Origin of the sequence: Corynebacterium sp. LK2510, from assembly GCF_040946405.1 — a bacterium.
Taxonomy (GTDB): domain Bacteria; phylum Actinomycetota; class Actinomycetes; order Mycobacteriales; family Mycobacteriaceae; genus Corynebacterium.
In genome coordinates this window covers 98,802-125,082 of record NZ_JAYWLR010000004.1, presented here as the reverse complement: position 1 = coordinate 125,082, position 26,281 = coordinate 98,802, and the positions used below count along the sequence as shown (strand labels likewise).

The 26,281-nt window shown below is 66.8% G+C and carries 25 protein-coding genes and 1 other RNA gene; 18 read left to right on the top strand and 8 right to left on the bottom strand.

Going from position 1 to position 26,281, the window contains the following annotated elements; translation table 11 throughout:
* Positions 1-596: 596 nt before the first annotated feature.
* Positions 597-749 carry a hypothetical protein gene (locus VVR41_RS04090; RefSeq protein WP_368523702.1) on the top strand — a complete coding sequence of 51 codons (153 nt, stop codon included), beginning with the start codon at positions 597-599 and terminating at the stop codon, positions 747-749.
* A 172-nt stretch (positions 750-921) separates the two neighbouring features.
* Here the strand turns inward: VVR41_RS04090 and VVR41_RS04085 are convergent, their stop codons facing one another.
* Positions 922-1,710, bottom strand: a complete 789-nt coding sequence (locus tag VVR41_RS04085) for an acetoin reductase (protein ID WP_368523701.1) — start codon at positions 1,708-1,710, stop codon at positions 922-924.
* Positions 1,711-1,911: 201 nt separating this feature from the next.
* Here VVR41_RS04085 and VVR41_RS04080 point away from each other — a divergent pair, with 201 nt between their 5' ends.
* Positions 1,912-3,117, top strand: coding sequence for a TIGR04053 family radical SAM/SPASM domain-containing protein (locus VVR41_RS04080; protein ID WP_368523700.1), 1,206 nt, complete (start codon positions 1,912-1,914; stop codon positions 3,115-3,117).
* 12 nt (positions 3,118-3,129) lie between these two features.
* On the opposite strand, the gene VVR41_RS04075 is transcribed toward VVR41_RS04080, so the two are convergent.
* From VVR41_RS04075 to VVR41_RS04065, 3 genes are read right to left on the bottom strand one after another with little or no spacing between them, the layout of a single operon-like run.
* Positions 3,130-3,576, bottom strand: a complete 447-nt coding sequence (locus VVR41_RS04075; protein ID WP_368523699.1) for a hypothetical protein — start codon at positions 3,574-3,576, stop codon at positions 3,130-3,132.
* A gap of 11 nt (positions 3,577-3,587) precedes the next feature.
* Positions 3,588-4,490, bottom strand: a complete 903-nt coding sequence (locus VVR41_RS04070; protein WP_368523698.1) for an SURF1 family protein — start codon at positions 4,488-4,490, stop codon at positions 3,588-3,590.
* A gap of 14 nt (positions 4,491-4,504) precedes the next feature.
* On the bottom strand, positions 4,505-4,996 hold the full coding sequence (locus VVR41_RS04065) for a low molecular weight protein-tyrosine-phosphatase (RefSeq protein WP_368523697.1): 492 nt from the start codon (positions 4,994-4,996) through the stop codon (positions 4,505-4,507).
* A 55-nt stretch (positions 4,997-5,051) separates the two neighbouring features.
* Between VVR41_RS04065 and VVR41_RS04060 the strand changes: the two genes are divergently transcribed.
* From VVR41_RS04060 to VVR41_RS04040, 5 genes are all read left to right on the top strand, one after another.
* Positions 5,052-6,209 carry a Nif3-like dinuclear metal center hexameric protein gene (locus VVR41_RS04060; RefSeq protein WP_368523696.1) on the top strand — a complete coding sequence of 386 codons (1,158 nt, stop codon included), beginning with the start codon at positions 5,052-5,054 and terminating at the stop codon, positions 6,207-6,209.
* A 10-nt stretch (positions 6,210-6,219) separates the two neighbouring features.
* Entirely contained in the window at positions 6,220-6,906 is a 687-nt protein-coding gene (locus VVR41_RS04055) for a zinc ribbon domain-containing protein (RefSeq protein WP_368523695.1), read from the top strand.
* A gap of 3 nt (positions 6,907-6,909) precedes the next feature.
* Positions 6,910-8,049, top strand: coding sequence for a bifunctional RNase H/acid phosphatase (locus VVR41_RS04050; protein ID WP_368523694.1), 1,140 nt, complete (start codon positions 6,910-6,912; stop codon positions 8,047-8,049).
* 42 nt (positions 8,050-8,091) lie between these two features.
* An RNA gene (rnpB, locus tag VVR41_RS04045) (RNase P RNA component class A) lies at positions 8,092-8,493 on the top strand.
* Between the two features lie 69 nt (positions 8,494-8,562).
* The gene (locus VVR41_RS04040; protein WP_368523693.1) at positions 8,563-9,960 is read left to right on the top strand and encodes an RNB domain-containing ribonuclease; all 1,398 of its coding nucleotides are present in this window, start codon (positions 8,563-8,565) and stop codon (positions 9,958-9,960) included.
* Positions 9,961-9,975: 15 nt separating this feature from the next.
* Here the strand turns inward: VVR41_RS04040 and VVR41_RS04035 are convergent, their stop codons facing one another.
* The gene (locus tag VVR41_RS04035; RefSeq protein WP_368523692.1) at positions 9,976-11,178 is read right to left on the bottom strand and encodes a galactokinase family protein; all 1,203 of its coding nucleotides are present in this window, start codon (positions 11,176-11,178) and stop codon (positions 9,976-9,978) included.
* 391 nt (positions 11,179-11,569) lie between these two features.
* On the opposite strand from VVR41_RS04035, the gene VVR41_RS04030 reads away from it, so the two are divergent.
* Positions 11,570-11,776 (top strand): hypothetical protein, encoded by a 207-nt coding sequence (locus VVR41_RS04030; protein ID WP_368523691.1) that lies wholly within the window; start codon positions 11,570-11,572, stop codon positions 11,774-11,776.
* A 37-nt stretch (positions 11,777-11,813) separates the two neighbouring features.
* Here the strand turns inward: VVR41_RS04030 and VVR41_RS04025 are convergent, their stop codons facing one another.
* Complete coding sequence (locus VVR41_RS04025) at positions 11,814-13,439, bottom strand: CHAD domain-containing protein (RefSeq protein ID WP_368523690.1); 1,626 nt, start codon at positions 13,437-13,439, stop codon at positions 11,814-11,816.
* A gap of 230 nt (positions 13,440-13,669) precedes the next feature.
* On the opposite strand from VVR41_RS04025, the gene glnA reads away from it, so the two are divergent.
* From glnA to VVR41_RS04010, 3 genes are read left to right on the top strand one after another with little or no spacing between them, the layout of a single operon-like run.
* The gene (gene glnA / locus VVR41_RS04020; protein WP_368523689.1) at positions 13,670-15,004 is read left to right on the top strand and encodes a type I glutamate--ammonia ligase; all 1,335 of its coding nucleotides are present in this window, start codon (positions 13,670-13,672) and stop codon (positions 15,002-15,004) included.
* 4 nt (positions 15,005-15,008) lie between these two features.
* Positions 15,009-18,122 (top strand): bifunctional [glutamine synthetase] adenylyltransferase/[glutamine synthetase]-adenylyl-L-tyrosine phosphorylase, encoded by a 3,114-nt coding sequence (locus VVR41_RS04015; protein ID WP_368523688.1) that lies wholly within the window; start codon positions 15,009-15,011, stop codon positions 18,120-18,122.
* 25 nt (positions 18,123-18,147) lie between these two features.
* Positions 18,148-18,426 carry a hypothetical protein gene (locus VVR41_RS04010; protein ID WP_321101901.1) on the top strand — a complete coding sequence of 93 codons (279 nt, stop codon included), beginning with the start codon at positions 18,148-18,150 and terminating at the stop codon, positions 18,424-18,426.
* A 15-nt stretch (positions 18,427-18,441) separates the two neighbouring features.
* On the opposite strand, the gene VVR41_RS04005 is transcribed toward VVR41_RS04010, so the two are convergent.
* A complete protein-coding gene (locus tag VVR41_RS04005) occupies positions 18,442-19,767 on the bottom strand; it encodes a nitrate/nitrite transporter (protein WP_368523687.1) in 1,326 nt (441 codons plus the stop codon).
* Positions 19,768-19,827: 60 nt separating this feature from the next.
* Here VVR41_RS04005 and thrC point away from each other — a divergent pair, with 60 nt between their 5' ends.
* From thrC to VVR41_RS03990, 3 genes are read left to right on the top strand one after another with little or no spacing between them, the layout of a single operon-like run.
* Positions 19,828-21,297: a threonine synthase gene (thrC, locus tag VVR41_RS04000; RefSeq protein WP_321101905.1), complete on the top strand. Its 1,470-nt coding sequence runs from the start codon at positions 19,828-19,830 to the stop codon at positions 21,295-21,297.
* A gap of 4 nt (positions 21,298-21,301) precedes the next feature.
* Complete coding sequence (locus VVR41_RS03995) at positions 21,302-21,442, top strand: hypothetical protein (protein WP_321101907.1); 141 nt, start codon at positions 21,302-21,304, stop codon at positions 21,440-21,442.
* Positions 21,426-22,514, top strand: a complete 1,089-nt coding sequence (locus VVR41_RS03990) for a trypsin-like serine protease (RefSeq protein WP_321101909.1) — start codon at positions 21,426-21,428, stop codon at positions 22,512-22,514. The genes VVR41_RS03995 and VVR41_RS03990 overlap by 17 nt, the downstream gene beginning before the upstream one ends.
* On the opposite strand, the gene VVR41_RS03985 is transcribed toward VVR41_RS03990, so the two are convergent.
* Positions 22,498-23,355 (bottom strand): hypothetical protein, encoded by an 858-nt coding sequence (locus VVR41_RS03985; RefSeq protein WP_368523686.1) that lies wholly within the window; start codon positions 23,353-23,355, stop codon positions 22,498-22,500. The two genes, VVR41_RS03990 and VVR41_RS03985, sit on opposite strands and share 17 nt — an antisense overlap.
* A gap of 81 nt (positions 23,356-23,436) precedes the next feature.
* Here VVR41_RS03985 and VVR41_RS03980 point away from each other — a divergent pair, with 81 nt between their 5' ends.
* From VVR41_RS03980 to VVR41_RS03965, 4 genes are all read left to right on the top strand, one after another.
* A complete protein-coding gene (locus tag VVR41_RS03980; protein ID WP_368523685.1) occupies positions 23,437-23,982 on the top strand; it encodes an NUDIX domain-containing protein in 546 nt (181 codons plus the stop codon).
* A gap of 12 nt (positions 23,983-23,994) precedes the next feature.
* A complete protein-coding gene (locus tag VVR41_RS03975) occupies positions 23,995-24,600 on the top strand; it encodes a glycoside hydrolase family 25 protein (RefSeq protein ID WP_368523684.1) in 606 nt (201 codons plus the stop codon).
* A gap of 184 nt (positions 24,601-24,784) precedes the next feature.
* Positions 24,785-25,165 (top strand): GntR family transcriptional regulator, encoded by a 381-nt coding sequence (locus VVR41_RS03970; RefSeq protein ID WP_368523683.1) that lies wholly within the window; start codon positions 24,785-24,787, stop codon positions 25,163-25,165.
* Complete coding sequence (locus tag VVR41_RS03965; RefSeq protein ID WP_368523682.1) at positions 25,158-26,252, top strand: DUF5808 domain-containing protein; 1,095 nt, start codon at positions 25,158-25,160, stop codon at positions 26,250-26,252. Before VVR41_RS03970 ends, VVR41_RS03965 begins: the two co-directional genes overlap by 8 nt.
* Positions 26,253-26,281 lie beyond the last annotated feature (29 nt).

Genomic DNA, 26,281 nt, shown 5'->3' with positions numbered 1-26,281 from the left:
TCTTTGACATGAGGGTAGGCGTTGGATTTGTAGAGAAATGTTGTGTCGAATCGGGGGGCTTGCCTTTGGATTTCGGCGAACATTTGGCTTCGGGTCCTGTGTGAATCGTCGCAAGCGTGGAAGCCTTTGGTGAGTTTGATCCCAGCTTTGGAGCATCGCGCTCGGAGGTGAAGCCCTTCAATTAGGTCGTCCCCGTGGTTTTCGGTGAGAAAGGTGGCGGTTCCGAAGCCGAAGTAGGTGGATGCTCCTCCTCCTTGCGGGTTGGGGGTTCCCTCGAAATCGAGGTTGCCAGTTTCGTCAGCGTACAAGTAGACACGCTTAGTCAATGGGGTCGTGACCTCGTCTCTTGCGATCCTATTGCTCGTCGGGGGAGCCCTTGACGTGTGGGACGGTGCTGTCTCATTCCGGACGGTGTTGTCATCATAGAGAACAGTCTGGACATCGGGGGCGTCTATCGACCTCAATGATTCAACAGTGGCAACAGGCCGTTTCGAAGTGGTGGAACTGCGACGAGAATTTACCCGGTTGCAGGCGGAGAACGCTTATCTGCAAAAAATGCGCGACTTGAGGGATCATCGGCGCGCGTGGAGGCTCACGTGATCGTCATCCTCGAACCGCATCACTGCCTCGACGACCTCCGCGATGTGGTGGGCATGAGATTCTCAACGTACTTCCTCCACTGGAAGGCGCTTGAGGGTCCGAAGAGGCGTGCCCAGCTCAAGAAGGCGGTCTGCGCAAGTCTTGAGTGAAGCGAGCACCGCTACGGCTGCCACCGAGTCCTGTTGAAGCTGTGCACCAGGGCAGAGCCGTCCGCGCGGATATAAAAGACTGGTCCCTTCGCCGACCAAGCGAGGAAGGGGCCAGTTCCGGTGGGAATCACGGGCCCACAGCGCGTTGTGTGCCCGTGGATTCGCCAGTGGTTTAGCGGTAGATCATTCCGCCGTCGGTCAGGATCGACTGGCCGGTGATGTAGTCGGCATCCGGGCTTGCCAGGAAGGACACGAGGTTGGCGACGTCCTCCGGGGTCTGGGCGCGCTTGAGCGCGATGCCCTGAACGGTCTTCTCGAAGGTCTCGCCGATCGCGGCGCCGGTGATCTCGCTGAAGCGCTTGTCGATCTCGACCCACATGTCAGTTCCCACGATGCCGGGGCAGTAGGCGTTGACAGTGATGCCGTCGGCAGCGAACTCCTGGGCTGCCGTCTGGGTCAGGCTGCGGACGGCGAACTTGGTGGCGGAGTAGACGCCGAGGATCGGGAAACCGTCGTGGCCGGCGATGGAGGAGGCGTTGATGATCTTTCCGCCGTGGCCGAGCTCCTTCATCTTGGCTGCTGCGGCCTGCATGCCCCACAGAACGCCGTTGATGTTGACATTCAGGATTGCGTCGGTGTCGCCCTCTTCGACGTCGAGAAGCGGCTTGATCTGCGCGAGACCAGCGTTGTTGATCATAATGTCGAAGCCGCCCAGCTCCTTGGTTGCCTCTTCAACTGCGGCGTAGACTTCGCTGCGCTTGGACACGTCGGCACCGATGGCGATGGCCTTCTTGCCGAGCTTTTCGATCTGGCTGACGGTCTCCGCACAGCTTTCCTTCTTCAGGTCCACCACGGCGACGCTGGCGCCGTCCTCTGCCAGGCGCAAGGCGATGGCCTGGCCGATTCCCCTCGCTGCACCGGTGACGAGAGCAACTTTTCCTGAAATGTCCTGAGAAGGCATAACGATCCTTTCGATTATTGGTGAACAGGTGACGATTCCTGTCCGGCAAACTGTGTGTTGCAAAGACAATTCTATCGGATAAATAGGCCGTCTGACGTGTGGTTATTCTCATGCCCACTGGACTCGTTTGCAGGTGTAAAATAAGCGAAGCTCTCCTAGCGCAGGTAGGGGACCGGCTCGGTGCGGTGGTAGCCTGCCGCTATGACCTCCCAGCTGCACCCCGCGCACCCAGCACCGACTTCTGCGCACCACGCCCCAGTGGTGCGCACGATCAGGCACAACCTGCACGAGAAACCATTCATCGTGATTTGGGAAACCACCCGCGCCTGCGCTCTGGTGTGCAAGCACTGCCGAGCGGACGCTCAGCACAAACCGCACCCGGATCAGCTCACCACTGAACAGGGCAAGGCATTGCTCGATGAGTTGGCGTCGTACGACAAGCCGCGTCCGCTGATCGTGTTTACCGGCGGCGATGCTTTTGAGCGCGAGGACCTCGCGGAGCTGTGCGCATACGGCACGGAGAAGGGGCTGCACATCTCTCTGTCGCCGTCGGTTACGCCGCTGCTGACGCCTGAGCGTCTACACGAGATGCGGGTTGCGGGCGGCAAGGCAATGAGTGTGAGCCTGGACGGCGCGACGGCGGAGACGCACGACGCGTTCCGCGGATTCGCCGGAACCTTCGAGGCCACCGTCGAGGCTGCGCAGTGGATTCGCGACGAGGGGTACCGGTTGCAGATCAACACGACCCTGACCCGCGACAATATTTGGGAAGCCCCGCAGATGCTGAAGAACGCCCTGGATATGGGCGCTTTCATGTGGTACACGTTCATGCTCGTTCCCACCGGGCGAGGCGCCGACTTGCGCGCGCTCAACCCGGAAGAGCGCGAGGACGTGCTCAACTGGCTTCACGACGTCTCCGACCGCATCGCCATCAAAACCACGGAGGCGCCGCAGTACCGCCGCGTCGCCATCCAGCGCCAGAAGCTTCGCGAGGAGGGCATCCCCATCCCCGCCCAGGTGGCACAGCGCGGGAAGCTCTACGACTACCTCACCGAGGAAACCACCCGGCTTCTCGGCGCGCAGGCGGAGGCGCCGCGCCGGCCGCGTTCTCCCATGGCGGTCAACTCGGGGTCTGGTTTCGCCTTCATCGACCACGTCGGCGACGTCTACCCCAACGGGTTCCTGCCCGTGCACTGCGGAAACGTCAAGGAGACTCCATTCCCGGAGATCTATCGGGACTCGGAGGTGTTCCGCCAGCTGCGCAACCCGGATGGTTTCAAGGGCAAGTGCGGGGTGTGCGAGTACAACACCATCTGCGGCGGCTCGCGTTCCACCGCCTACGCCATGACCGGCGACTACTTGGCGTCCGATCCCACCTGCATGTGGGAACCGGAGCAGGCGAAGTAGCAGGCCGCAGAGCTAGGCGTTGAGGCGGCGCACCTTCTGTGCGGCGTCCTCAATCGCGCGGACGACTACGACAACCTGCGCGGCGGCATCGGCGCTGGAGAAGTCGTAGTCGATGTCGGCGACGTCCCACGCGCCGAGGCGCAGGCGCAGCGAGCCGCTGCCGGTGGCACCGGGGTCGGGCACCACGACGAACTCGGCCAGCTCTACGCCATGGACTGCGCAACACGCTGCGGCGAGGCGCTCGAGGGAGCGGCCGGTGATCATGGGGGCGTCGTCGGGGTCGCGCAGCCCGATCAGCGCGCTGACGGGGTGTGCGCGGAAAGCATCCGCGTCGTCGCTGAGTGCGTCGTCGACGTCGTCGGGCTCGATGCCTTCGGCAAGCGTGAAGCCAGCCGTGTCGAGGACAGCGAGGCAGGCGTTCAGCGCCGAGCGGTCGGCGCGCGTCAATGTGTGGCTCATGGGCCCCTCCTTTAGCGTTCTTCCTGCTTATCGTAGGCCGAGGCCCAGGGGTTGCGCCGGTTGCGGCCGTAGCGCTCGCGGGTTGCGGGGGTGGGGCTGGGCTCGTCGGTGAGGGGCGAGGGGGCGTCGAGAAGCAAGGCCTCCTGCTCCTGGCGGAAGCGGCGGCGCTCGCGGGTTTCGGCCCAGATGAAGTAGATCAGTCCGGCTGGGGCGAGTAGGCCGAAGGCGATCCACTGCAGTCCGTAGGAGAGGTGGTTGCCCGTCTCGAGCTGGGGCAACGGGATGGCCTGAATGACCCCGGGCTCGCCGTCGGTGAGCTGAACGTACGGCGCGGCGAGCGGAAGGCCTGTGAGCTCGGCGATCTGCTCGGTGTCGATGGAGTAGACCATCTGGCGGCCCTGGTCCCGCATCGGCGCCGAGGGATGCACACCTTCAGACACACGGACAAAGCCGGTGACGGTGGTCTCACCGCGCGGGGCAGGGGCGAAGTCGGGCACCTGCGTTCCGCCGTCGCGGGCCGGCACCCAGCCGCGGTTGAGCAGGACCACCGCACCGTCGGAGGTCTCAAACGGGGTCAGAACCTGGAAAGCGGGAGTCTTGTCCACCGGGCGCAGGCGCAGCAGAACCTCCTGGTCCGGCAGGTAGTGGCCGGTGAGCGTGACGCGCGTCCACTCGTCGGCGGGATCGAGCTCGCCGCCTGCACGAGTGATATCGGCGAAGGGGACAGGGTCGTGCTCGAAGGCGCGCTCGATGTGTTCGTTGCGCTCGGTGAGCGCCTCGTTCTTGTCCAGCTGCCACGGGGCGAGGACGGTGAAGGCAAAGTAGGAAAACGCCGCGATGAGCAGCGCCGCGATCACCCACCCTGGGGAGACGAACGCCTTCCACCAGGGCTTTTCGGAAGCTTTAACGGCCATCACAAGCGCAAAGCCTACGCGGTGGCGCTGTCAGCACCGTGGACGCGCGCCCACGCGATGATGCCGGGCGCTGCCGCCTCAATCTGCTCGCGCGTGACCGCGAAGCCCTCCTGGCCGCCGTAGTAGGGGTCCTCCACGCCGGCGCCCTCCGGCGCGTCGGGGTCGAAGGAGCGCAGCAGCCGGATCTTGTCCTCGGGCACACCGCGGGCGACGAGCTCGGAGACGTGCCTTCCCTCGAGCGCGACGATGAGGTCGGCTTCTTGCTGGGCCGCGCCGAATTGCTGGGCGCGGTGTCGCGAGCCGTCGTAGCCGTTGTCCTCGAGCTCCTGCAGGGCGCGGTCGTCAGCGTGGTGGCCGACGTGCCAGCCGCCGATGCCGGAGGAGGACACGCGCACGGCGCGGTCCAGCCCGGCCTCTTTCAGCTTGGCGCGGATGATGATCTCGGCCATGGGGGAGCGGCAGATGTTGCCGGTGCAGACGAAGTCGATGTGCAGGGGGGTGCTCATGTGTCCACCATAACCGGGCAGCGCACTCATCAGGCGGGTTTGTACTCTGGGTGGCATGACTCAACACCAGGTGACCGTCGCCGATGTCGTGGCCGCGCTCGAGGCCGCCTACCCGCCCGCGCTCGCGGAGAGCTGGGACAAAGTGGGCCTGATCTGCGGGGATCCGCACGCCGAGGTGACAAAGGTCGCCTTCGCGCTCGACTGCACCTACGAGGTGGCCCGCCGCGCCGTCGACACTGGTGCCCAGATGCTCGTGGTGCACCACCCGCTGCTGCTGCGCGGGGTGAACTCGGTGGCGGCCAATACGCCGAAGGGCCGGATCCTGCACCTGTTGATCAGCAACGGCTGCGCGCTGTTCGCCGCCCACACGAACGCGGACTCCGCCCGCCCGGGTGTGTCGGACATTCTCGCCGAGCTCGTCGGCATCACCCCGGGTCGTCCGATCAAGCCGGTGCTGCTCGGCGGCGTGGACAAGTGGGGCGTGCACATTCCTCCGGCGGACGTCGAGACGGTCATGTTGGCGCTGTTCGCCGTCGGTGCCGGCGCGATCGGCGACTACGCGGAGTGCTCCTTCGGCTGGGAGGGCACCGGCGGGTTCACCCCGCAGGAGGGCGCGAACCCCACCGACGGCACCGTCGGCGAGCACCACACGGCGACCGAGACCCGCGTCGAGTTCGTCGCACCGACTCGCCTGCGCCGCACGCTCGTGGACACGCTGCGCGCCCACCATCCGTATGAGGAACCCGCCTTCGACGTCATCGCGATGGAGGACACCACCGACCTGTCCACCGCCACCGGGCTCGGCCGCATCGGGGAGCTGGAGGAGCCGATGACGCTGCGCGAGTTCACCCAGCAGGTCGCCGACGCGCTGCCGGAGACCGCCTGGGGCGTGCGCGCCGCCGGTGACCCGGAGCGCATGGTGCGCACCGTGGCGGTGTCCTCGGGGTCGGGGGATGGCTTCCTGGCGGACGTCGCAAAGCTTGGCGTCGATGTCTACGTCACCTCGGACCTGCGCCACCACCCGGTTGATGAACACCTCGCCGCGGGCGGGCCGGCGGTGGTCGATACAGCCCACTGGGCCAGCGAGTATCCGTGGACGCGGCAGGCGGAAGGTATCGTTAGGCCGTTGAACGTTGACACTGAGATCATCGCGCTGCGCACGGACCCGTGGACCGTGTCGGCGCACCCCCACCGCGACACCCACGGCACGTAAAGGACGCATCGTGAAACTCTCCCCCGAGCTGCAAGCGGTTCTCCTCGAACTCGCCATCGCCGACCGCCACAACGCCCACCCGGGTGCTGTCACCGCGGAGCAGCGCGAGCTGGACACCCTCACCGCCGAGCACGAGCGCCTCGTCTCCGCTGCCGCCGCCGCGCAGCTGGCTGTCGACGACATGGAGCTGGAGATCCTGCGCATCCAGGAAGACGAGCGCAAACTGAAGCGGCGCGAGGGCGACGACATCCGCCAGCTCTCCGCCGAGACCGACCCGGAGCGCCGCCGCGACCTCGAGCACGACCGTCACGCCACGAAGTCGCGCATCGCGGACCTGCTCGACGAGCTCAAGGAGGCGCACAACGAGATCGCGGCGCTGCGCAACAACCGCGACAACCACGGCGCGCTTCTCGACGAATCCGAGCGCAAGCTCGCCGCCGCACGCCGGGCCGTCGAGGCCCTGCCGCAGGTGGAGCGCCCCGACACCGACGCGTTGCGTGCTCAGCTGCCCGCCGATGTCCTCGCCGTCTACGACGAGGTCGGCGCCGCCTCCTTCAACGGGCGTACCTGTAACTCTTGCTTCCTGCAGCTTCCCCCCGGGGAGCGCGCGGAGGTCATGAACACGCCTGCCGACGAGCTGCCCACTTGCCCCAACTGCGGCGCGCTGCTCGTGCGCGTCGCCCCGACGGGGGAGTAGCGGATGCGGGTCAAGGTCTACACCGACGGCGGTTCGCGCGGTAACCCAGGCATCGCAGGCTCCGGTTCCGTCGTCTACGGCGAGGACGGTGAAACGCTCGCGGAGATCGCCTACGTGGTCGGCCGCAGCTCCTCGAACAACGTTGCCGAGTACACCGGTCTGCTGCGCGGGCTCGAGGCCGCCGCCGAACTCGGCGCGACCGAGGTGGAGGTCTACATGGACTCCAAGCTCGTTATCGAGCAGATGGCCGGCCGGTGGAAGATCAAGCACCCCGACATGCAAAAACTCGCCCGCGAGGCCCGTCAGCTCGCGGCTCGCTTCTCGACGATCACCTACACATGGGTCCCCCGAGCCAAGAACAAAAAGGCCGACGAGCTGTCGAACGTGGCCATGGACGCCGCCGCGAAGGGTGCCGGCCCCGGCATCGTCGGCGCGCCCGCCAAGGCTGCTCAGAAAGCCGAGCCTGCCGAACCGAAAGAGCGCGCCTCCCACGTCACCGCCGGCCCCGGCCACTGGGCCGGAACCGACGCTCCGCGCACCCGCTTTGTGCTGCTGCGCCACGGCCAAACCGCGCACTCCGTCGACCGCCGCTTCAGCGGGTCCTCCGACCCGGAGCTGACCGAGACCGGGCGCGAGCAGGCGCGCCGGGCCGCGCGCGCGATCGCCGGCTTTGGCGCCATCGACGTGGTGGTCAGCTCGCCGCTCTCGCGCGCCCGGGACACCGCCGCCGCGTGCGCCGCCGAGCTCGGCATCGATAAGGTCGAGGTTGTCGAGGGCTTCCGCGAGGTCGACTTCGGCGCGTTCGAGGGACTCACGCGCGACGAGGCGATCGAGCGCCACGGGGAGGCGTTTGGTCAGTGGGAGGCCTCGGCAAGCGTTGCCCCTCCCGAGGGCGAGTCCCTGGCCCAGCTGCACCGCCGCGTGACGCGGGCGCGGCTGAAGCTGCAGGAAGAACATGCCGGCAAGACGATCCTGGTGGTGACCCACATGGCGCCGATCAAGTCAGTGATCCGGCAGGCGCTCGGCGTGGGCTCCGAGGTGTTCCGCCACATCTTCCTCGATCTTGCGTCGGTGACCGTGGTGGAGTTCTACGGCGACCACGGCGTGGTCCGCTGCGTCAACGACGTCGCGCATCACCGCTAGTTTTCTTCGCCGGGGCTTCGGCGTAAGCTACGTGCTTGCGAATGAGTTGGCCGGGTGGACGCGGCCTCCCGTACCGCCGCGCAAGCGGGCCGGCGGGGGCCGAGGAAAGTCCGGACTCCACAGGGCACGGTGGTTGCTAACAGCAACCCGGAGCGATCCGCGGGAAAGTGCAACAGAGAGCAAACCGCCCGCCTGAGCGCGGGTAAGGGTGAAAGGGTGCGGTAAGAGCGCACCGGCGTGCGTGGTGACACGCGCGGCCAGGTAAACCCCACCGGGAGCAAGGCAAGAGCCGCCGCTGTGTGTCAGCGGAGGTGGTCGGACGTAACGAGGCTGCCCGCCCAGTCCGAAGGTAGCTGCTTGAGGCCCCCAGCAATGGGTGGCCCAGATGGATGTTCACCGCCCGCTGTGCGGGTACAGAATCCGGCTTACAGGCTGACTCATTCGCCCTTTTTCGCTTCTCGACGCCCACCTTCCCCTCACACAGCCCCGCAAACTCTGTCACAATGGCGGGTTATGAAGCTGTATGCGGCCCCGCTGAACTTCCGTGACATCGCGCGCGAATTCGGCGTGCCCACAGACTTTTCCCCCGAGGTGCACGCGGAGGCGGCGCAGCTGGCAGACAGATACGCGGGCGCGCGCCGCGACGTCCGCGACATTCCCTTCGTCACCATCGACCCAGCGGGTTCCAAGGACCTCGACCAGGCGGTCTACATCGAGTCTGCGGGCGACGGGTACACGGTCTACTACGCGATCGCCGACGTCGCCGCCTTCGTCGAGCCAGACTCGTTGACCAAGGAGGAATCCCTCGAGCGCGGCCAGACGATCTACCTTCCCGACGAGCCGGCGCGCCTGCACCCGCCGGAGTTGAGTGAGGATGCTGCGTCGCTGCTGCCGGACGTCGATAGGCCAGCGGCTTTGTGGACCTTCAACCTCGACAGCGCGGGCGAGGTCACCGGCGCCCACGTCGAGCGCGCCCTGGTTCACAGCGTGGCCCGGCTCGACTACGACGGTGTCCAGGACGACCTGGACAACGACCGCGTGCACCCCTCAATCGCGCTGCTTCCCGAGGTCGGCCGGCTGCGCCAGCAAAGCTCGCTGCGCCGCGAAGCGATCAACCTGCGGCTGCCCTCTGTGCGCGTTCAGGAGGATCCGCGCGCGGAGGGCACCTTCGAACTCGTCATTGAGCCGCGCCACCCGATCATGGACTACAACTCCGAAATCTCACTGCTGACCGGCATGGTTGCTGGGCAGATGATGGTTGAGGCCGGAGTCGGCTTCCTGCGCACGCTCGGGCCCGCGACGGAGTCTGCCGAGCGTGACTTTATCCGCGAGGTGCGCAACCTCGGATTTAACCCGGGCGAACACATCGGCGAGTTCCTCGCCATCTTGGACGCGGACACGCCCCGCGGCATGGCGGCCATGCGGGAGGCGCAGAAGCTGCTGCGGGGTGCTGGCTACGTCAACCTGGAGGAGAAAGCCCCCGAGGTCCATGCCGGAATTGGCGGCTACTACAGCCACGTCACCGCGCCGCTGCGCCGGCTCATCGACCGCTACGCCACCGAAATCTGCCTGGCCATTAGCGCCGGAACCCCCATCCCCGACTGGGTCTCAGAAGACGCCAACCGGGTGGTCAAAACCATGAGCCGGACAACGCAGCTGGCCAACGGCGTGGACAAAGCCTGCCTCAACCTCACCGAGGCGACCATCCTGCGCCCGTGGCTCGGCCACAACTTCGACGCCGTGGTGCTCAAGCTCGAGGAAGAATCCGGCCAGGCGCGAATCTTCGTTGTCGACCCGCCGGTGCTCGCCCCCTGCCACGGCCTTCCGGAGGAAGGCAAAGAGACCTCGGTGTCGCTGATCCGCGCGGATGTGGTCGAGCGCGACGTAGCGTTTGCTTGGCCCGCCGACTAATCCGCGAGTCGGCGCTTAGTTTTCGACGCTCGCGACATCACCCGGCAGGACCTCAACGACCTCGTAGTTCTTCGCCACGTTCTTTACAAACGCGTCCGCCTCCGACAGTCGCACGAACGCGAGAACGGCGGGGGAGTTGCCGACAGCGGCCGGCCGCGCCGACACCGCGCCACGGCGCAGCACCTCGGCGACGAGCTCGTCCGGTGTGTCCAAGTCGTGGTGCTCGGTGCGTGAGTTGAGCAGGGTAAACAGGTCGTTCTCCCGGCTGGAGCGCAGCGCTTTCGCCGTGGCCAGGGAGCGCAGCGTCTCCGTCTCGCAGAAGGACACCCAGAACCGCACGGCCTCCGGCTCCGGTGCAGAATCAGCGCCGAGCACTTGGCGGCGCGCCTCGACCCACTCGACGGCGCGGTTCGCGGCGTCGGGAAGCTGGCGCAGCGAGGCTACACCGAAGTTGGCGCAGGCTTCGTCGATAAAGGCGCGGTGGGCCGCGATGCGCTCCGTCTGCTCGGCGTAGGGCTCGCCCCATGCCTCGGTCACCGAGAAAATCCGGACTCCAAGCTTGCCCGGGTGAGGTGCCTGGGTGACCGAACCGTCTGAGTAATCCACGACCGAGATCGTGCCGGCCTTGCCGCGCAGAGCGGCGGTGTGGCGGGCGCGCAGGACCGCGAGATCGGAATTGACGGTCACGTTGTGCGAGCACAGCTCCGCCAGGCGGGTACGGAACGGGGCCTCGTCGACCTCGGGGTCGCCGGCGGCCAACGCCAGGGCGAGGGCTGCGTCACCGGCGTAGAGCGCTCCGAGCCCGGCACCAGGCAGGATGTCGGTGGCGAGGGAGATGTCGAGGCCGCGGGTGTCGCGCGAGAGCACCTGGCGGCTGATCAGCGTGTGTACCAAGCCGACGATGCGGCGGGTCAGCTTCTTGAGCTCCGCACCGCTGGTGAGGTCGTCCACCGTCGCGGCATCCGAGAAGCTCATTCCATCGGGTCCGCGCACCTCGATAGCGATGGTGTCGTCGTCGCGGGCCGACACAGCGGCGGCGGCGCGCAGTGAGGTCAGACCCACTAGCGTCACGCCGCCGAAGTGGTCGACGTTTTCGCCGATGAGCACCCAGGTGCCCGGAGCTGAAGCGGTGTGCTCGGGGGCAACGCCAGCTACCTCTTTGTGCAACTGCACGACCCGCTCAATCGGGGAAGTGCTTTCGGCCGCCCACACTGCCATATGCCGCCACGTCCTTTCGCGAAGTAATCCAGCACCACAGTACCAATTTCGGTTCGGGGGCTTCGGGGGCGAGAAATGGGGCTGTCGGGCGAGGTGAGTGACAAATCTGCGAAGTCGGGGTTTGCTGAGCTGGGGATAGTGACATATCTGCTCCCTGGTGGGCGAGATTTGTCACTGCGCTAGGGACTGGGTGAGGCGCAGGGCGAGGTGAGTGACAAATCTGCGAAGTCGGGGTTTGCTGAGCTGGGGATAGTGACACATCTGCTCGCCGGCGGGCGAGATGTGTCACTGCGCCTCACCGCCCACCCCAAACCGCCACCGTGGGTAGGCTGGGCACCCAGAACAACACCCAAGACAACCCAGAAATCAGCACGAAAGAAGGAGAAAGAAAGTGTCTGACGAGCAGTTTTACTACAATCCCAGCACCGGAGAAGTGACCCAAGGCAAGGAAAGCGGCTGGGATGACCGCATGGGCCCCTACGCCACCCGCGCGGAGGCTGAGCAGGCGTTGCAGATCGCGGCAAACCGCAACAAGAAGGCCGACGCGATTGATGAGGCAGAAGACAACTGGGGCGAGGCGCCCTCCTGGGAGAAGTAGCGCCCCGCCACTTAAAACCGCCTCGAAGCCCCCGAAACTACGGTTTGATCTTCGCGAAGGCCTTCTTGACCTCGGCGATGGAATCCTCGTAACCCGCCAGGGCTTTCTCTCCGCGGGTCAGCTCGCGCTGATAGAGCAGGCCGTAGGCGAAGGTGTCCTCGCCGCGGTCGCGGGCACCCTGGGCGAGCTTTTCAATGCGGTCGCGGGAGGTCACGGCGTCCTGGAAGTCACCGAGCTGTGACTGGAGCGCCTTGCACGCCTTGGTCAGGCGGCCAGCCTTGAGCCCGGCTCCTTCGGCGGCGACGGAGGCGTAGCGCAGCTTCTTCGCTGCCTTGCGCACGTCGTGGACGTACTCTTCGCGCTCGTGCAGGCCGAGGTCGGTGTCGTGGTAGTGCTCCTGGACCTTGGCGTGGCGCTTGCGCAGCTTTTTGTAGCCGCCCGCGAGGTGGTCGTAAAGAATGCCGCGCGAGGCTGAGTCGGACTTCTTACTCGGCTCAGACTCACCAGAGCCAGAGCCAGAGCCAGTGCCAGACTCATCCGCGCCCGCGACCGGCGGGTCGGCGAGCAGGTTGTCGATGGCCTCGAGGAGATCGAGGAAGCGCTGCGAGTCGAGCATGTCCACGATTCGCTCGTGCGCACGTTCATATTCGGTGCGCATGTCGTTGGTGATGTGGGCGGCTGTGGTGTCGTCGATAAGCCCGCTCTCGTCGCTGTCGAGCAGGGCGAGGAAGCGCTCCTCGACAACCTCCGCATCGCGCGCCTCGCCGAGCACCGACGCGGCCTGCTTGAGCTCAGCCTCGAGGTGGTGGAGCTGATCGCCTTCGAGGATGCCCTCGAACGTTTCGAGCAGGGAGCGCATCTCGCGGGTGGACACGCGCAGCTGGTGGACGGAATCGAACTCGTCGGCGCGCACGCGCGGCTCCCAGTCGATGATGGACTCGCGTTGCGCGCGCAGCGCCTCGACGACGGCCGCGGCGGGGGAGTCCGGGGCGAGGTTGGAAGCGCGCAGGTGCGGCGGGAGCGGGGCGGAGTTGATGGTCTCGCCGAGGGCCGTCGAAAGCTTGGAAGGCGAGACGGACTTGCGGGCGCCGGAGGAGATGAGGAACGACGTCGCCTGGTTGATCAGCGCCGCGCCTTGTTCCGTGCCGGCGGTGAACTCGCTGAGCTCGACCTCCCACTCGCGCCAGGTGGAGCGCTCACCGCCGGGCAGGAGCGACCAGGCGGTGACGTGGTCGTCGCAAAACTCCGCGACCTTCTCGCCGGTGGGCGAGCCGAGGGAGATCTCCACGCGGCGGTTGTCCACCTGCGCGACCGGGCTGAGCGGCTGGGAGCGAACGATCGCGCGGACGGCAGAGAGGAGCTCGGCCGGGATCTCTGCGGGGTTGTCCAGCTCGGCGCGCAGCTCGCGGCGCGCGCCCTTGGTGGGCAGCTTGAGGTGCCAGCCGTCGTCGGAGCCTCCGGTGCGCCGGCGCAAAGTGATCTTGGATCGCGTCAGGCGCAGGTCTTCGGTGTCGTAGTAGATGGCCGAGAGCTTGTGCTCCTCGGTGTCCAGGATGCGGTCGACCCCGGGCAGTTGGGTGAGGTCGGGGATTCCGGTCGATTCGTCGACGGCGAGCTTGACCTCGACCTCCAAAACTTCATCGATCTTCTTCTTGTCGGCCATGGTGTTCGCCTCTCTCTCATGCAGCAATGGGGTGGCGTCAGGGATTCAGCCAGCAGCGCAGTCTGTGATGCTCAGACGCAAGCCTACCCGCAGAAACCTGCCGGAACCCGCCGGAAGCCGGGCATTTGGCTGTGTACAACCTGCCCGGCGCAACCTGCGCGAACACCACCCCGAACCGCCAACAGCCAACCCCGCCGGATCGGTGGCGCAGGACGCTATTGTTGGGGGTCATGAGCAGCCAACGGGAAAATGTCCTGCGCAAAGTCAACGACCATGACATCGGCTTTATCCGCCTCTGGTTCACAGACCTGTTCGGGTCACTGAAGACCATCATGATGTCGCCGGCGGAGCTCGAGGCTGCGTTCGACGAGGGCGTGGGCTTCGACGGCTCGTCCATTGAGGGGTTCTCGCGCGTCTCCGAGTCGGATACGCTCCTGCGCCCGGACCCGTCGACGTACCAGTCGCTGCCGTTCGACGTGGAGGAGGGCCTCCAGACGGCGCGGATGTTCTGCGACATCACGATGCCGGACGGCGAACCGCTCTACGCCGACCCACGCCAGATTCTGCGCCGCCAGGTTGTGGAGGCGAAAAACCTCGGGTTCGACGTGGTGGCCAGCACGGAGATCGAGTTTTATCTGGTTAAGCCCGGCGAGGAGGGAGAGGACCCGCGCCCGGCCGACAAGGGCGGCTATTTCGACCAGGCGAAGCGCAATGAGGCGCCGAAGTTCCGCCGCCAAGTGATTTCGGCGCTGGAGTACATGGGCGTGGTCACCGAGTTCTCGCACCACGAGGCCAGCCCCGGCCAGCAGGAGATCGACCTGCGCCACACGAACATCCTGGACATGGCGGACAACATCGTCACGTTCAAGTACATCGTCAAGACCATCGCCGAGGCGTCCGGGGTGCACGCGACGTTTATGCCCAAGCCGTTTCCCACCCTCGACGGCTCGGCGATGCACACCCACTTTTCCCTGTTTGAGGGAGAGGTCAACGCCTTCCACGACCCCGATGACGAGATTTCGCTGTCTAAGACGGGCAAGCAGTTCATCGCGGGTGTGATCGAACACGCGAATGAGATCTCGGCGGTGACGAACCAGTGGGTCAACTCCTACAAGCGCCTCCAGTTCGGCTCTGAGGCGCCGACGGCGGCGACCTGGGGTATCTCGAACCGTTCGGCGATGGTGCGGGTGCCTACCTACCGTTTGCGTAAGGCGGATTCGCGGCGTGTGGAGGTGCGCTCGCTCGACTCGGCCTGCAACCCCTACCTAGCTTTTGCAGCAGTGATCGCCGCCGGGCTCAAGGGCATCAACGAGGGCTACGAGCTCGAGGAGCCAGCGCTTGACGACGTCTGGTCGCTCACCCGCCGCGAACGCCGCGCCATGGGCTACCGCGACCTGCCCACGTCCCTCGACCAGGCGCTGCGACACCTGGAGAAGTCGGAGTTCATGGCTGAGGTGCTCGGTGAGCATGTCTTCGAGTTCTACCTGCGCTCCAAGTGGGATGAGTGGCACGACTACACCAGGCAGGTCACGTCCTGGGAGATCGAGAACGGATTGGATCTGTAAGCCCATGTCCCGTCGAGACACCCCGTCACCTGCCTCCCTCGGTCTGATTGGCGAGCGCGCCGCGGACGACCTCGAGCGCCTCGGCTGGGATGACCCGCAGCTGCTGGACACGCTTTCGCGCGCGGCCGATCCCACGTTGGCGCTGAACACCGCGGTGCGCCTCGCTGACGCACTCGGGGAGGACTACGGCGCGCTGAACGCCGCGCTGGTGTCCGCACCCACCCTGCGCACCCGGATCTTCGCCTTGCTTGGGGGCTCCACCGCCCTCGGCGATCACCTCGTTGCCCACCCCGAGGAGGCCGCCGGGCTGGGCCAAGAGTTGCCGACGCCGGAAGAGCTCATGAAAGTCATGCTCTCCTCGGTCGGCGCGGTACCCGTCGGCGACACCGGCGACACCGACGACACCGGCAACACCGCCTCCGCCGATCTCACCACGCCCGGCACCTACCGCGCCGCAGCGGAGTTCGCTGACGCCGCGGCGGCGAAGAAGGCGCTGCGCGAGGCGTATCGCTTCCTCATCGCGCGCATCGCGGCGGCGGATCTGGCCGGCACGATCGCAGGGGTGCGCTCGGCGGCGACAAGCGAGGCGCCAGACAACATCGAGCCCGAGCTCGGCTACCAGCTGCTCACCCGCACGCTCAGCGCGTGCGCCGACGCAGCCTTGACCGCCGCGCTCGCCGTGGCGGTGCGCGTCGTCTACGGCGACGAGGAGCCGCAGGGGCGTCTCGCGGTGCTGGCGATGGGCAAGTGTGGCGCCCGCGAGCTGAACTACATCTCGGATGTTGACGTCATCTTCGTCGCCGAGCCCGCCGACGCCACCTCGACCCGCCTTGCCAGCGAGCTCATGCGCCTGGGGTCGGCCTGCTTCTTCGAGGTCGACGCGAACCTGCGCCCGGAGGGCAAGTCCGGCGCGCTGGTGCGCACCCTGGACAGCCACGTGACGTACTACTCGCGCTGGGCGGAGACGTGGGAGTTCCAGGCGCTGCTCAAGGCCCGCCCGATGACGGGGGATGTGGGGTTGGGGCAGGAGTACGTCGATAAGCTTGCGCCCTTAGTGTGGACGGCGTCGCAGCGCGACTCCTTCGTCGAAGACGTCCAGGCGATGCGCCGCCGCGTACTCGACAACGTGCCCGAGTCGCTGCGCCTGCGCGAATTGAAGCTGGGCGAGGGCGGGCTTCGCGACGTCGAGTTCGCAGTCCAGCTGCTCCAGCTCGTGCACGGCCGCGTCGATGAGTCGCTGCGGGTGCGCAACACCGTCGACGCGCTCGAAGCGCTCATGCAGGGCGGCTACGTCGGGCGCGAGGACGCGCACCAGCTGATCAAAGCGTACGGCTTCCTGCGGCTGCTCGAGCACCGGCTGCAGCTGCAGCGCTTCAAGCGCACTCACACGCTGCCCGCCGGCGACGACGACGCCGCGCTGCGGTGGCTCGCCCGCTCCTCCGGGTTCATCGCGGGCCCGGGCAGGACCGAGGTGGACAAGCTTCTCACCGCCCTGCGCGCCGCGCGGCGCACCGTTTCCGACCTGCACGAGAAGCTGTTCTACCGCCCGCTGCTCGGCGCGGTGGTGAGCATGAGCGTCGGCGAGGTGACGCTGTCCGCCGACGCGGTCAAGGAACAGCTCAAGGCACTCGGCTACCGCCACCCGGCGCGCGCCTACGAGCACCTGAACTTCCTGGTCAAGGGAAGCTCGCGCAAGTCGAAGCTGCAGGCGATTCTGCTGCCGAGCCTCATGTACTGGCTCGGCGACACCGCCGACCCGTGCGCGGGCCTGCTCAACTACCGCAAGCTGTCCGAGGCGGCCGTGGACAAGAGCTGGTTTCTGCGCACCCTGCGCGACGAGGGCGTTGTCGGTCAGCGTCTCATGCGCATCCTGGGCAACTCGTCCTACGCCTCCGACCTGATCATCTCCGCGCCCGAGGTAGTGCAGTTGCTTGGCGACGGCGCCACGGGGCCGAAGCTACTCGACGTCGCACCGGACCAGGCCTACAAGGCGATCATCGCCGCGACGAAGCGCTACGGGGACCCGGACCGCGCGGTCGCGGCGGCGCGTGGCCTGCGCCGGGCAGACCTGGCGCGCATCGCCGCGGCGGACTTGCTCGGATTCATGGACGTGCGCCAGGTGTGCGAGGAGCTGACCTGGGTGTGGGAGGGTGTGCTCGAGGCGGCGTTGCGTGCGGAGGTGCGGGCGTACCTGGCGGAGTCGCAAAGCGATGCGCCGCCCGCGCGCATCGCGGTGATCGGCATGGGCCGCCTCGGCGGCGCGGAGTTGGGCTACGGGTCGGACGCCGACGTCATGTGCGTCGCCGAGCCCGCCGAGGGCGCGGACGAGTCCGAGGCCATGGCGTGGGCGGCGAAGATCATCGATACGATGCGCAGCCGGCTGGCCAAGCCGTCTGGCGATCCGCCGCTCGAGGTCGACCTGGGGCTGCGCCCAGAGGGCCGCTCGGGCGCGGTTGTGCGCACCGTCGGCTCCTACGAGCGCTACTACCGCGAATGGGGCGAGGTCTGGGAGAAGCAGGCGCTGCAGCGCGCGACCTTCGTCGCAGGTGACCGGGGAGTCGGGGAGAAGTTCCTCCGCGCCATCGACGTCTTCCGCTACCCGCCCGAGGGTGCGAGCAAGGCGGACGTGCGCGAGATCCGCCGCATCAAGGCCCGCGTGGAGGACGAGCGGCTGCCCCGCGGCGCCGACAAGTCGACCCACACCAAGCTCGGGCGCGGCGCGCTTGCCGACGTCGAATGGACCGTCCAGCTCCTCACCATGCTGCACGCCCACCACCACCCGGAGCTGCACAACACCTCCACCCTGGAAGTACTCGACTTCCTTGAAGAGCTCGACAACGACGACGTCTTGTCCGCCGAGCAGGCCCGCATCCTGCGCGAGGCGTGGCTGACCGCCTCCCACGCCCGCAACGCGCTCGTGCTGGTTTCCGGAAAGCGCCTCGACCAGCTTCCAGCGCCCGGCCCGCAGCTGGCCCAGGTGGCGGCGTGCGCCGGTTACGAGCCGGAGCATCAGCAGGACTTTTTGGAGGACTACCTGCGCATCACGCGCCGGGCGCATGCTGTTGTCGAGGAAGTGTTCTGGGGCGAGGTGCCCTCCGGCTGGCACGACGCAGGGTAGGGCGGTGCCGCGTAGGGTGGCGGGCATGGCTTTGAATCTGACTGTTGACCTGGACAACGCCACCTTCGCGGACTTGGTTGCGTTGGTGGAGGCGGCGCGTGTGGCGGGCGTCGATAAGCGTGCCCCTCTCGTGCTCGAGGACACGACGCTGCACCTGAAGGTGGAGCCGAACGCGCTGGCCACGGGCGGGGCGCACCGCGCACCCGCGACTTCGACGGGTGGGCAGCTCGCCCCGCTTGGCGACGCCGCCATTCGCAGCGTCATCGACATCCTCAGCGGCCGCCAGGAGCCCCCGCGCCGCTAGGTTTGCGCGCCCCGGCTAGGACTCGTCCACGATGCGGACCCCGCCGCCGGGGCGGTTACGGCGCTGCTTGACCACGAGCGCGCGGGTGGTGGCCAGGCCCACGGCAAGCGCTCCCCACGTGGCAAACGCCGCGATCCACGCGAGGCGGAAATCGCCCCAGCTGTAGTCGCCGTTGGGCGCGGAGTGGTCGAGGAGCAGACCCACGACCTGGGACGCGAACATCGCGGAGAGAAACCCGCCCATGTTGCCCAGGCCGGTGCCGGTGGCGACCATGGTGCGCGGCATTTCCTCGCGCACGGTGTCGAAACCGTAGTTAGACGTCGGGGTGGCCACGCCCATGAGCACCATCAGTGCGAGTGTGACGGCGTAGCCGCGCGGCTCGGGCGAGGCGAAAAACCACAGCCACATCAGGCAGTGGATGCTGGCGATGACTCCCGCGGCAATGTCGCGGTTCTTTCCCACGCGCGCCGACAGGGGACCGAGAAGCGGCGGAGAGAGCATCGTCGCAACCGTGAAGACCGTCAGGAGCATGCCGGCCTGCCCCGGGCTCAGGCCCTGTCCGAGGGTGGCCAAGGGCACGCCCCACAGCAGCGTGAAGTTGAGCATGAAGAACATCGAGATGCCGTGGATGCAGAACGCCTCCCAGCACAAGGGGGAGCGCAGTACCGTGGCGAGCACCGTGCCGATCGGGATGCGCTGCGCCCGCGCCTGCGCCTTGAGTTCGGCGCGCTCGGAGCGGCTGAGCGACTTCGCCTCCGGCGAGTCGGCAACGGCGATGCCCGCGGCCAGGCCCACGAGTGCGCCGACCGCGCCGAGCGAGACGAACGCGACGGTCCACCCCTCGGCGTGCAGCAGCCACAGGAACGGGATCGCGGAGAGGAACTGGCCCAGCTGGCCCAGCGATGCGGAGAGCTGAGTAAACAGTGGGGTGTAGCGCAGCGGGAACCAGAACGGCAGAACGCGCAGGACGGACAGGAACGCGGTGGCGTCACCGGCTCCGATGAGCACGCGCGCGCCGATCGCGACGGGGTAGGACACCGTCAGGCCGAGGATGATCTGCCCGGCCGCCATAACCAGCGCGCCGTAGACGAGCATGACGCGGGGGCCGTAGCGGTCGATGAGAACACCGACCGGAATCTGTGACAGGGCGTAGACGCCGACCTGCACGGCTGTGAACACAGCGATGCGCGAGGCGTCGACGTCAAAACGTTCGATGGCTTCGACGCCCGCCACGCCGAAAGAGGTGCGTCCCAGGATCGCCGCCACGTAGACGGCGACGGCGCCGAGCCACACGGCAACCGCCTGTGCGGAGAGCTGTTCGCGGGGGTTGGGAGTGCTCATGGCTTCACACGCTATCCCACTTGCCCCACGCGTCGGCTACACACCGTAGAGTGACTCGATGTGGATTACATTTCGACGCGAGACACGACTTCGACGACATCCAAGTTCACCGACATTCTGCTCGGCGGGCTAGCGGCCGACGGCGGCCTGTTCCTGCCCGCCGTCTACCCGCGGATCACGCCCGCGCTTCTCGACGCCTGGCGGACCCTGCTCGCCGAGAAGGGCTACGCCGCCCTGGCGGCCGAGGTCGTCTCGCTTTTCGTAGACGACATCCCCGCCGCCCAGATCGCAGAAATCACCGCGCGCGCCTACTCCACCCCGAAGTTCTCCACCGAGGAGATCGTTCCGGTCAGCGAGCTGGGCGAATCGCTCTACCTCGCCCACCTGTCCGAGGGCCCGACGGCCGCGTTCAAGGATATGGCGATGCAGTTGCTCGGCGAGCTGTTCGAGTACGAACTGACGCGCCGCGGCGAGGAGATCAACATCCTCGGCGCCACCTCCGGCGACACCGGCTCGTCTGCCGAGTACGCGATGCGCGGGCGCGACAACATCCGCGTGTTCATGCTCACCCCGGCCGGGCGCATGACCCCGTTCCAGCAGGCGCAGATGTTCGGCCTGGACGAGCCGAATGTGTTCAACATCGCTCTCGACGGCGTCTTCGACGACTGCCAGGACGTGGTCAAGGACGTCAACGGTGATGCGGCCTTCAAGGCGAAGTTCCACATCGGCGCGGTCAACTCCATCAACTGGGCGCGCCTGCTCGCGCAGACCGTCTACTACATCTCCACCTACCTGCGCGTCACGCAGAGCAACGACGAGCGCATCTCGTTCTCCGTGCCCACGGGCAACTTCGGCGACATCTGCGCAGGCCATGTGGCCAAGCAGATGGGTCTGCCGATTGACAAGCTCATCGTGGCCACCAACGAAAACGACGTGCTGCACGAGTTCTTCACCACCGGCCAGTACCGGCCGCGCTCGGCGGCCGAGACCCACGCGACGTCCTCGCCGTCGATGGACATCTCCAAGGCCTCCAACTTTGAGCGCTTCATCTTCGACGCGCTCGGACGCGACGCCCACCTGACCGCCGACTTGTTCGCCGTGAAGGTCAAGCAGGGCGGCTTCTCCCTCGAAGAGGAGGCAGACCCCGGCGTGTTGGAGCGCATCCGCGACGAGTTCGGCTTCCTCTCCGGCACCTCGACGCACGCTGACCGCATTGCCACCATCACCGAGGTAGAGGACGAATTCGGTGTGGTCGTCGACCCGCACACCGCCGACGGCATCTTCGTCGCGCGCGGGCTCCAGGACCAGGTTCAGACCCCGATCGTGGTGCTCGAGACTGCGCTTCCGGTGAAGTTCGCCGACACCATCCGCGAGGCCATCGGCCGCGACCCCGAGGTGCCCGAGCGCTTCGCCTCCATCATGGACGCCGGACGCCACGTCACGGACCTGCCCAACGACGCGGACGCCGTGAAGGACTTCATCGCGGAGAAGATTTCGACCACCGACGTGGTCGCGGACCAGGAGGACTAGGTCCATGGCACAGGAGCAGTTCGCCGGACCTGAGTACTTCACCGAGTTCGACCCGGAGAAGTTCCTCCGGGACTTGAAGGTCCAGGCGGGTCAGGATGCTGAGGGGGAGCAGGGGCAAGGCGACGAGGGTGAGCAACCCGAGTAACGGCCGCGGGCACGATCGCCGCGAGGTCGACAGCCCCGACTGGGCGTACTACTACCCGGGCGGCTCTGGGGTGGGAAACGCCCCGCAGACCCGGCCCGTCGCGGCGCCGCCTGCTCCCAACGGTCCTGAGCGCTCGCGCGGGCTCGGAGCCGGGGCCTGGACCGCGATCCTGGTGATCGCGATCTTCTCCGTCGCGGCCGTTGTCTGGGGCGGGCTGACAACCTCTCAGATCTCCAGCTACACCGCGGAGGAGCGCCGCGCCCGCGAAGCGGTCCAAACCCCGGGCGAGGGGGCCGTCGATCCGGGCGCTGTTGAGGCCGCGCCGGAAGCCGCGCCCGTCAACACCGTGCGGGTGCCCACCTTCGCGCTGTGGGCACCCGGCACCTTGATCCAGACGACTGATCACTACCCGCAGCCCGGTGAATCGTTCACGGCGCAGTCATGCACCGTGGCGTTTAGCTTCTCTAACGCGGAAGGCCGGAACTTCGCCGTCACCGCCGGCCACTGCGGCCGCGAGGGCGACCTGGTGTGGCCCACGACCGCGTCCACCGCCCTGGACTACCGCCAGGAGGCGGGCCAGTTCATCTATTCGGGCCTCTACAGCGAGGGCGCGCCGAACATCGACGTCGGGATCATTGAAATCGTCGACCCGCAGCGGCTGATGGACCTAGTCGGGGCTCCCATCGAGACCGGGATCGCCGACGACATCGCCGCTCCTCTCGAGCGGGTGTGCAAGACGGGTGGGACCACCGGCTACACCTGCGGCACGTTCGAGGAGACCGGGCGGGTGCAGATCATCGCCACGGACGCCGACCAGGAGCGCGAGACCCGGGGCGACATCGCCGCGGTGTGCGCGGCGAAGGGCGACTCCGGAGGCCCGGTTTTCCGCGACGTCAACGGGCGCGCGACCATCATCGGCGTCGTCTCCGGCACGGAGGCTGGCCGCAGCGAGGAGGAGTGCTGGGAGGGCATGGCTGACCCCAGGCTCATGACGTACTCGAATGTGGACCAGATGTTCCAGGTCATCGACTCGGTTGTGCCCGACGCGCAGTGGGTTATTCAGCAGTGGTGACGCCGGTCCGCGCTGAGGGCCGCGCTGTCGGGGGCTCAAGCGCGGGGGAGGGAACCTGGTTCTCCCTCTTGAACGCCTCTCCCGTCGGGCCGGACTTCACGGTGGTTTTGTCGAGGGTCTTTTCTACCGCGGTGGCGCTCTCCGGGCCGTAGGAGACGAGCATGAGCCTGCCGACGCCACCGTCGAACTCCATCTCATCGAAGCTGTCAGTGATCTTCTGCGCTTGCGCCTCGGAGTCGGACACCCACGTCATCCACACCTGGGTGTCGAATTCGCGGCCCGGGTGGAACTGGAACGACGCGTTCTGCGCCCCGCTGCTTAAGGCAATGTCGACGTAGCTCTTGATCGCCTCGGGCGGCATGGAGCGGTAGCAGAAACCCCAGAAGCTGATCGGCATGTTGTCCTGGGTGCGCACCGTCATGTTGTCCACGCAGTTCTGCTCAAGCAGTCGGGCGATGTGCCCGGAGACCTCGGTGGTGTCCGCCTCTGCCAGCGGGGTGAGCGTGCCGGTCAAGGTGACACCGCTGGGTGTGTGCGCGGATTCGGCGTCGGCGATCAGGTAGGCGCGCACGCTGGCGTCGACATTGGCCTGGTTCGTTTCCGGGATAAACAACGGGCGCAGTGGCCGTTCCACAGCCGGCGGGGGAGTCGCGGCGTCCGATTCGTAGCTGACTCCGATCACGCCTGCGACGACAATGCCGACGAGTAACGCGCCGTAGGCGGTGGTGAAAACGGCGTCGGGGATGCGCCGCAGAAGCGGCGTGCGGTTCACGTCCTGATGACCCAGCTGTGCCGCAGCGATTGCGTCAGCGTCGGGGGAGGAGGGGATGGCCGTGCTCATGATGGGGATGAGTGTAGTCCACGTAGACTTGAGTCCAGTGTTGTGCACCGCCGTCGCATACAGCCCGAGAAAGGTGTTGTCGTGAATAATCCTGAATCCGTTGCGTCCACCAATGACACGCACGAAGAGGTGCGAAACGAGGCTGGCGCAGAGCAGAAGTGGATCCCGTCGGTCGCCGCGATCGTCCTGCGTGACTCTCCGGTTCCCTCTGACTGGGCTGTACCTGAAGTTTTGCTGGTTAAGCGGGCGGACAACGGCGTGTGGACACCGGTGACGGGCAAGTGCGAGCCCGGTGAGGATCCCCACGACGCCGCCGTGCGCGAGGTCCTCGAGGAGACCGGTGTGGCCGTGACCCCGGCTGCACTTCTCGGCGTCGGCGCGTTCGGTCCCATCACGTTCGACAACGGCGTGCAAGCGAGTTACATGTCCGTCCAGATCCGCCTCGACCTCGTCGACCCGCAGGCCGAGCCACGCGTCAACGACGACGAAAACACTGAGACCGGGTGGTTCCCCATCTCCCAGATGCCGGTGGAGTACCCGAAGTGGCGCCTGGCCATCGCCGATGCGGCCGCCCAGCGCCGCCACCCAGCGTCGTTCCAGCCGCGCCTGGGCCTTAGCAAGCGCTAGCAGCTGGCAGCTGTGCGTTTCGGCATCGACGTCTCGGAGCACCAGAACGGTCTTTCGCTGGTCGCCGCTGCCGGCGAGGGTGTGGAGTTCGTGGTCATCCGCACCACGGACGGCACCTACCGCGACAGGGTGTTCGCCTCCCACTTTGCCGATGCCCAGCGTGCCGAGCTCGCGGTCGAGGCCTACCACTACCTGCGCGGCCCCGCCGAAGGCACCACGATCGCCGAGCAGGTCGATTCGGCGCTCGCGGTCCTGGACGGGGCGGAGGTGCCCATGTGGCTCGACTGTGAGACCCCCGCGGGGCTTTCGCTTGACGACGTCTCCCGCGCCCACTCCATCTTCACCAACCACGGCGTCCCAGTCGCCGGCATCTACACCTCCCCGCGCTGGTGGCGTTGGCGCATGTGGAACGCGGACACCCGCCCGTTCGGCGCGCTCTGGCTCGCGTCTTATGGCGCGGATCCGGCGGGCGCGCCGCGTGATGTGTTCCCGGGCGGGTGGCCGACGAAGGTGGGCAAGCAGCAGCCCGCGATGTGGCAATTCACCTCGAAGGCGCGCGTGGCGGGGTTCACGGTGGACGCGAACGCGCGTGTGTCCCCGGCGCCCTGCTTCGATTAAGCCTGTAGCACCTGGCCCGACCCTGCCCCGATCTTGCGGGCGAGCACCCCACCGGAAGACGTGCTGAGTCATTTCAGCTTCCTTCTGGTGGGGTGCTTTTCCATGCTGGGCACCCGGAAACAATTCTGTATTGCCGCAACTAATACAGATTGTATTAGTATTAGTGGTACAGAAGGGAGTTGCCATGGTAGCCATCACTATCAATCCAGACGGGGACCTACCCGTCTTCCAGCAAATCCACGATGCAATTGTCGTTGCCATCGCCCGCGGTGAACTCAGACCGGGGGACACACTCGACCCTGTGCGCCGGGTTGCCGCGGAGTTCGGGATCAACCCCGCCACAGTGCAGAGGGCTTACGACCAGCTGCGCGCCGAGGGCCTTATTGAGAGCGCGTCGCGTTCCGGCAGCCGCGTCGCCCCTCCTTCCTGTGTGCCCCCTGACCTCGCAGGACTGCGGCCCATCCTGGCTCGGGCCGCTGCCCAAGGCACCGATGCCCACACCCTGCGCGAGCTTATCGACGCCGAACTCGCCTACCTTTACGGAGAGGATCACCACATTGTCTAGTTTCGTCTTTCCTGCGCTCATGGCGGCCACGGTGCTCTGTGTCACCGTGTGCCTGCTCATTGCCCCGCGCCTTGCTCCAGACGGGATCGTCCTGGGCGCTCGCGTCCCGCGCTCCCGGGCGGACTCCCCAGCCGTCACCGGTGCGCTGCGTACCTACCGCGTGGTCGTCGCCGCGACCGGATTGCTGCTCGTTGCCGCTGTGGCGTTGTTCTCGCACATCGTGTGGGTCGTGGTCCTCGCCCCGCTCGTGCTCACCCTTGCTGCCGGTGTGACCTTCGCGCTCCAGCACAATCGCATTGCCGCGGCGAAGCGCGAGGAGAACTGGTTCGACGATGTCGAAACCGCGATCACCGGGCGCGTGGCGGGTACAGGCGACGAACAGAGAGCTTTCCCGTGGGCTACTTTTGCAGCGGCCCTGGCTGTCCCGGTCATCGGCGGGCTGTACACGCTCGCGCGGTGGGAGGACATCCCAGAGGTGTTTCCGGTGCACTTCGGCCCTGACCTTCAGCCGGATGCCTGGGGCGACAATACCGCAGGCACCGTGTTGTTCGGGATGTGGTTCGCGCTCGGGCTCGTTGCAGTCATGGCCGTGGTCGCACGCCTGACGGTGTCCCAGCGCACCCATGTCCGCTCGGACCGGAGCGCAGCGGGAAGGCGCAGCCAAAGCACAGTCCTTCATGAGAGCGTCCACGCATTGGCCTGGGTCTCCCTCGTGGTGGCCCTTGGGCTGACCATCATGCAGATCGCGGCGGTGATCCCGGAGTACCAGCCTCACATGCCCACTTTGATAGTCGCGTTCTTTGTAGCGGTGCTCGGGGCGATCGGGGTCATGATTGCGCGGATTTCCTGGGTGCGTACGCGCGCACGTGGCGAGCAAGATACGGAAGGAGCTCCCGAAAGCCCGGACAATGACCGCCACTACACGTGGGGCATGTTCTATCACAACCCTGATGACCCTGCCGTTTTGGTGGACAAGCGCGCCGGAGTGGGAGTGGGCTTCAACTACGCCACCTGGCAGGCGAAAGCCTTTGTGGCGGCGATTGCGCTGATCGTGATCGGAGCCGTGGCACTGCCATTCATGCTGTAGCGCGGAGACACGAGAGCTACGCGAGTCGA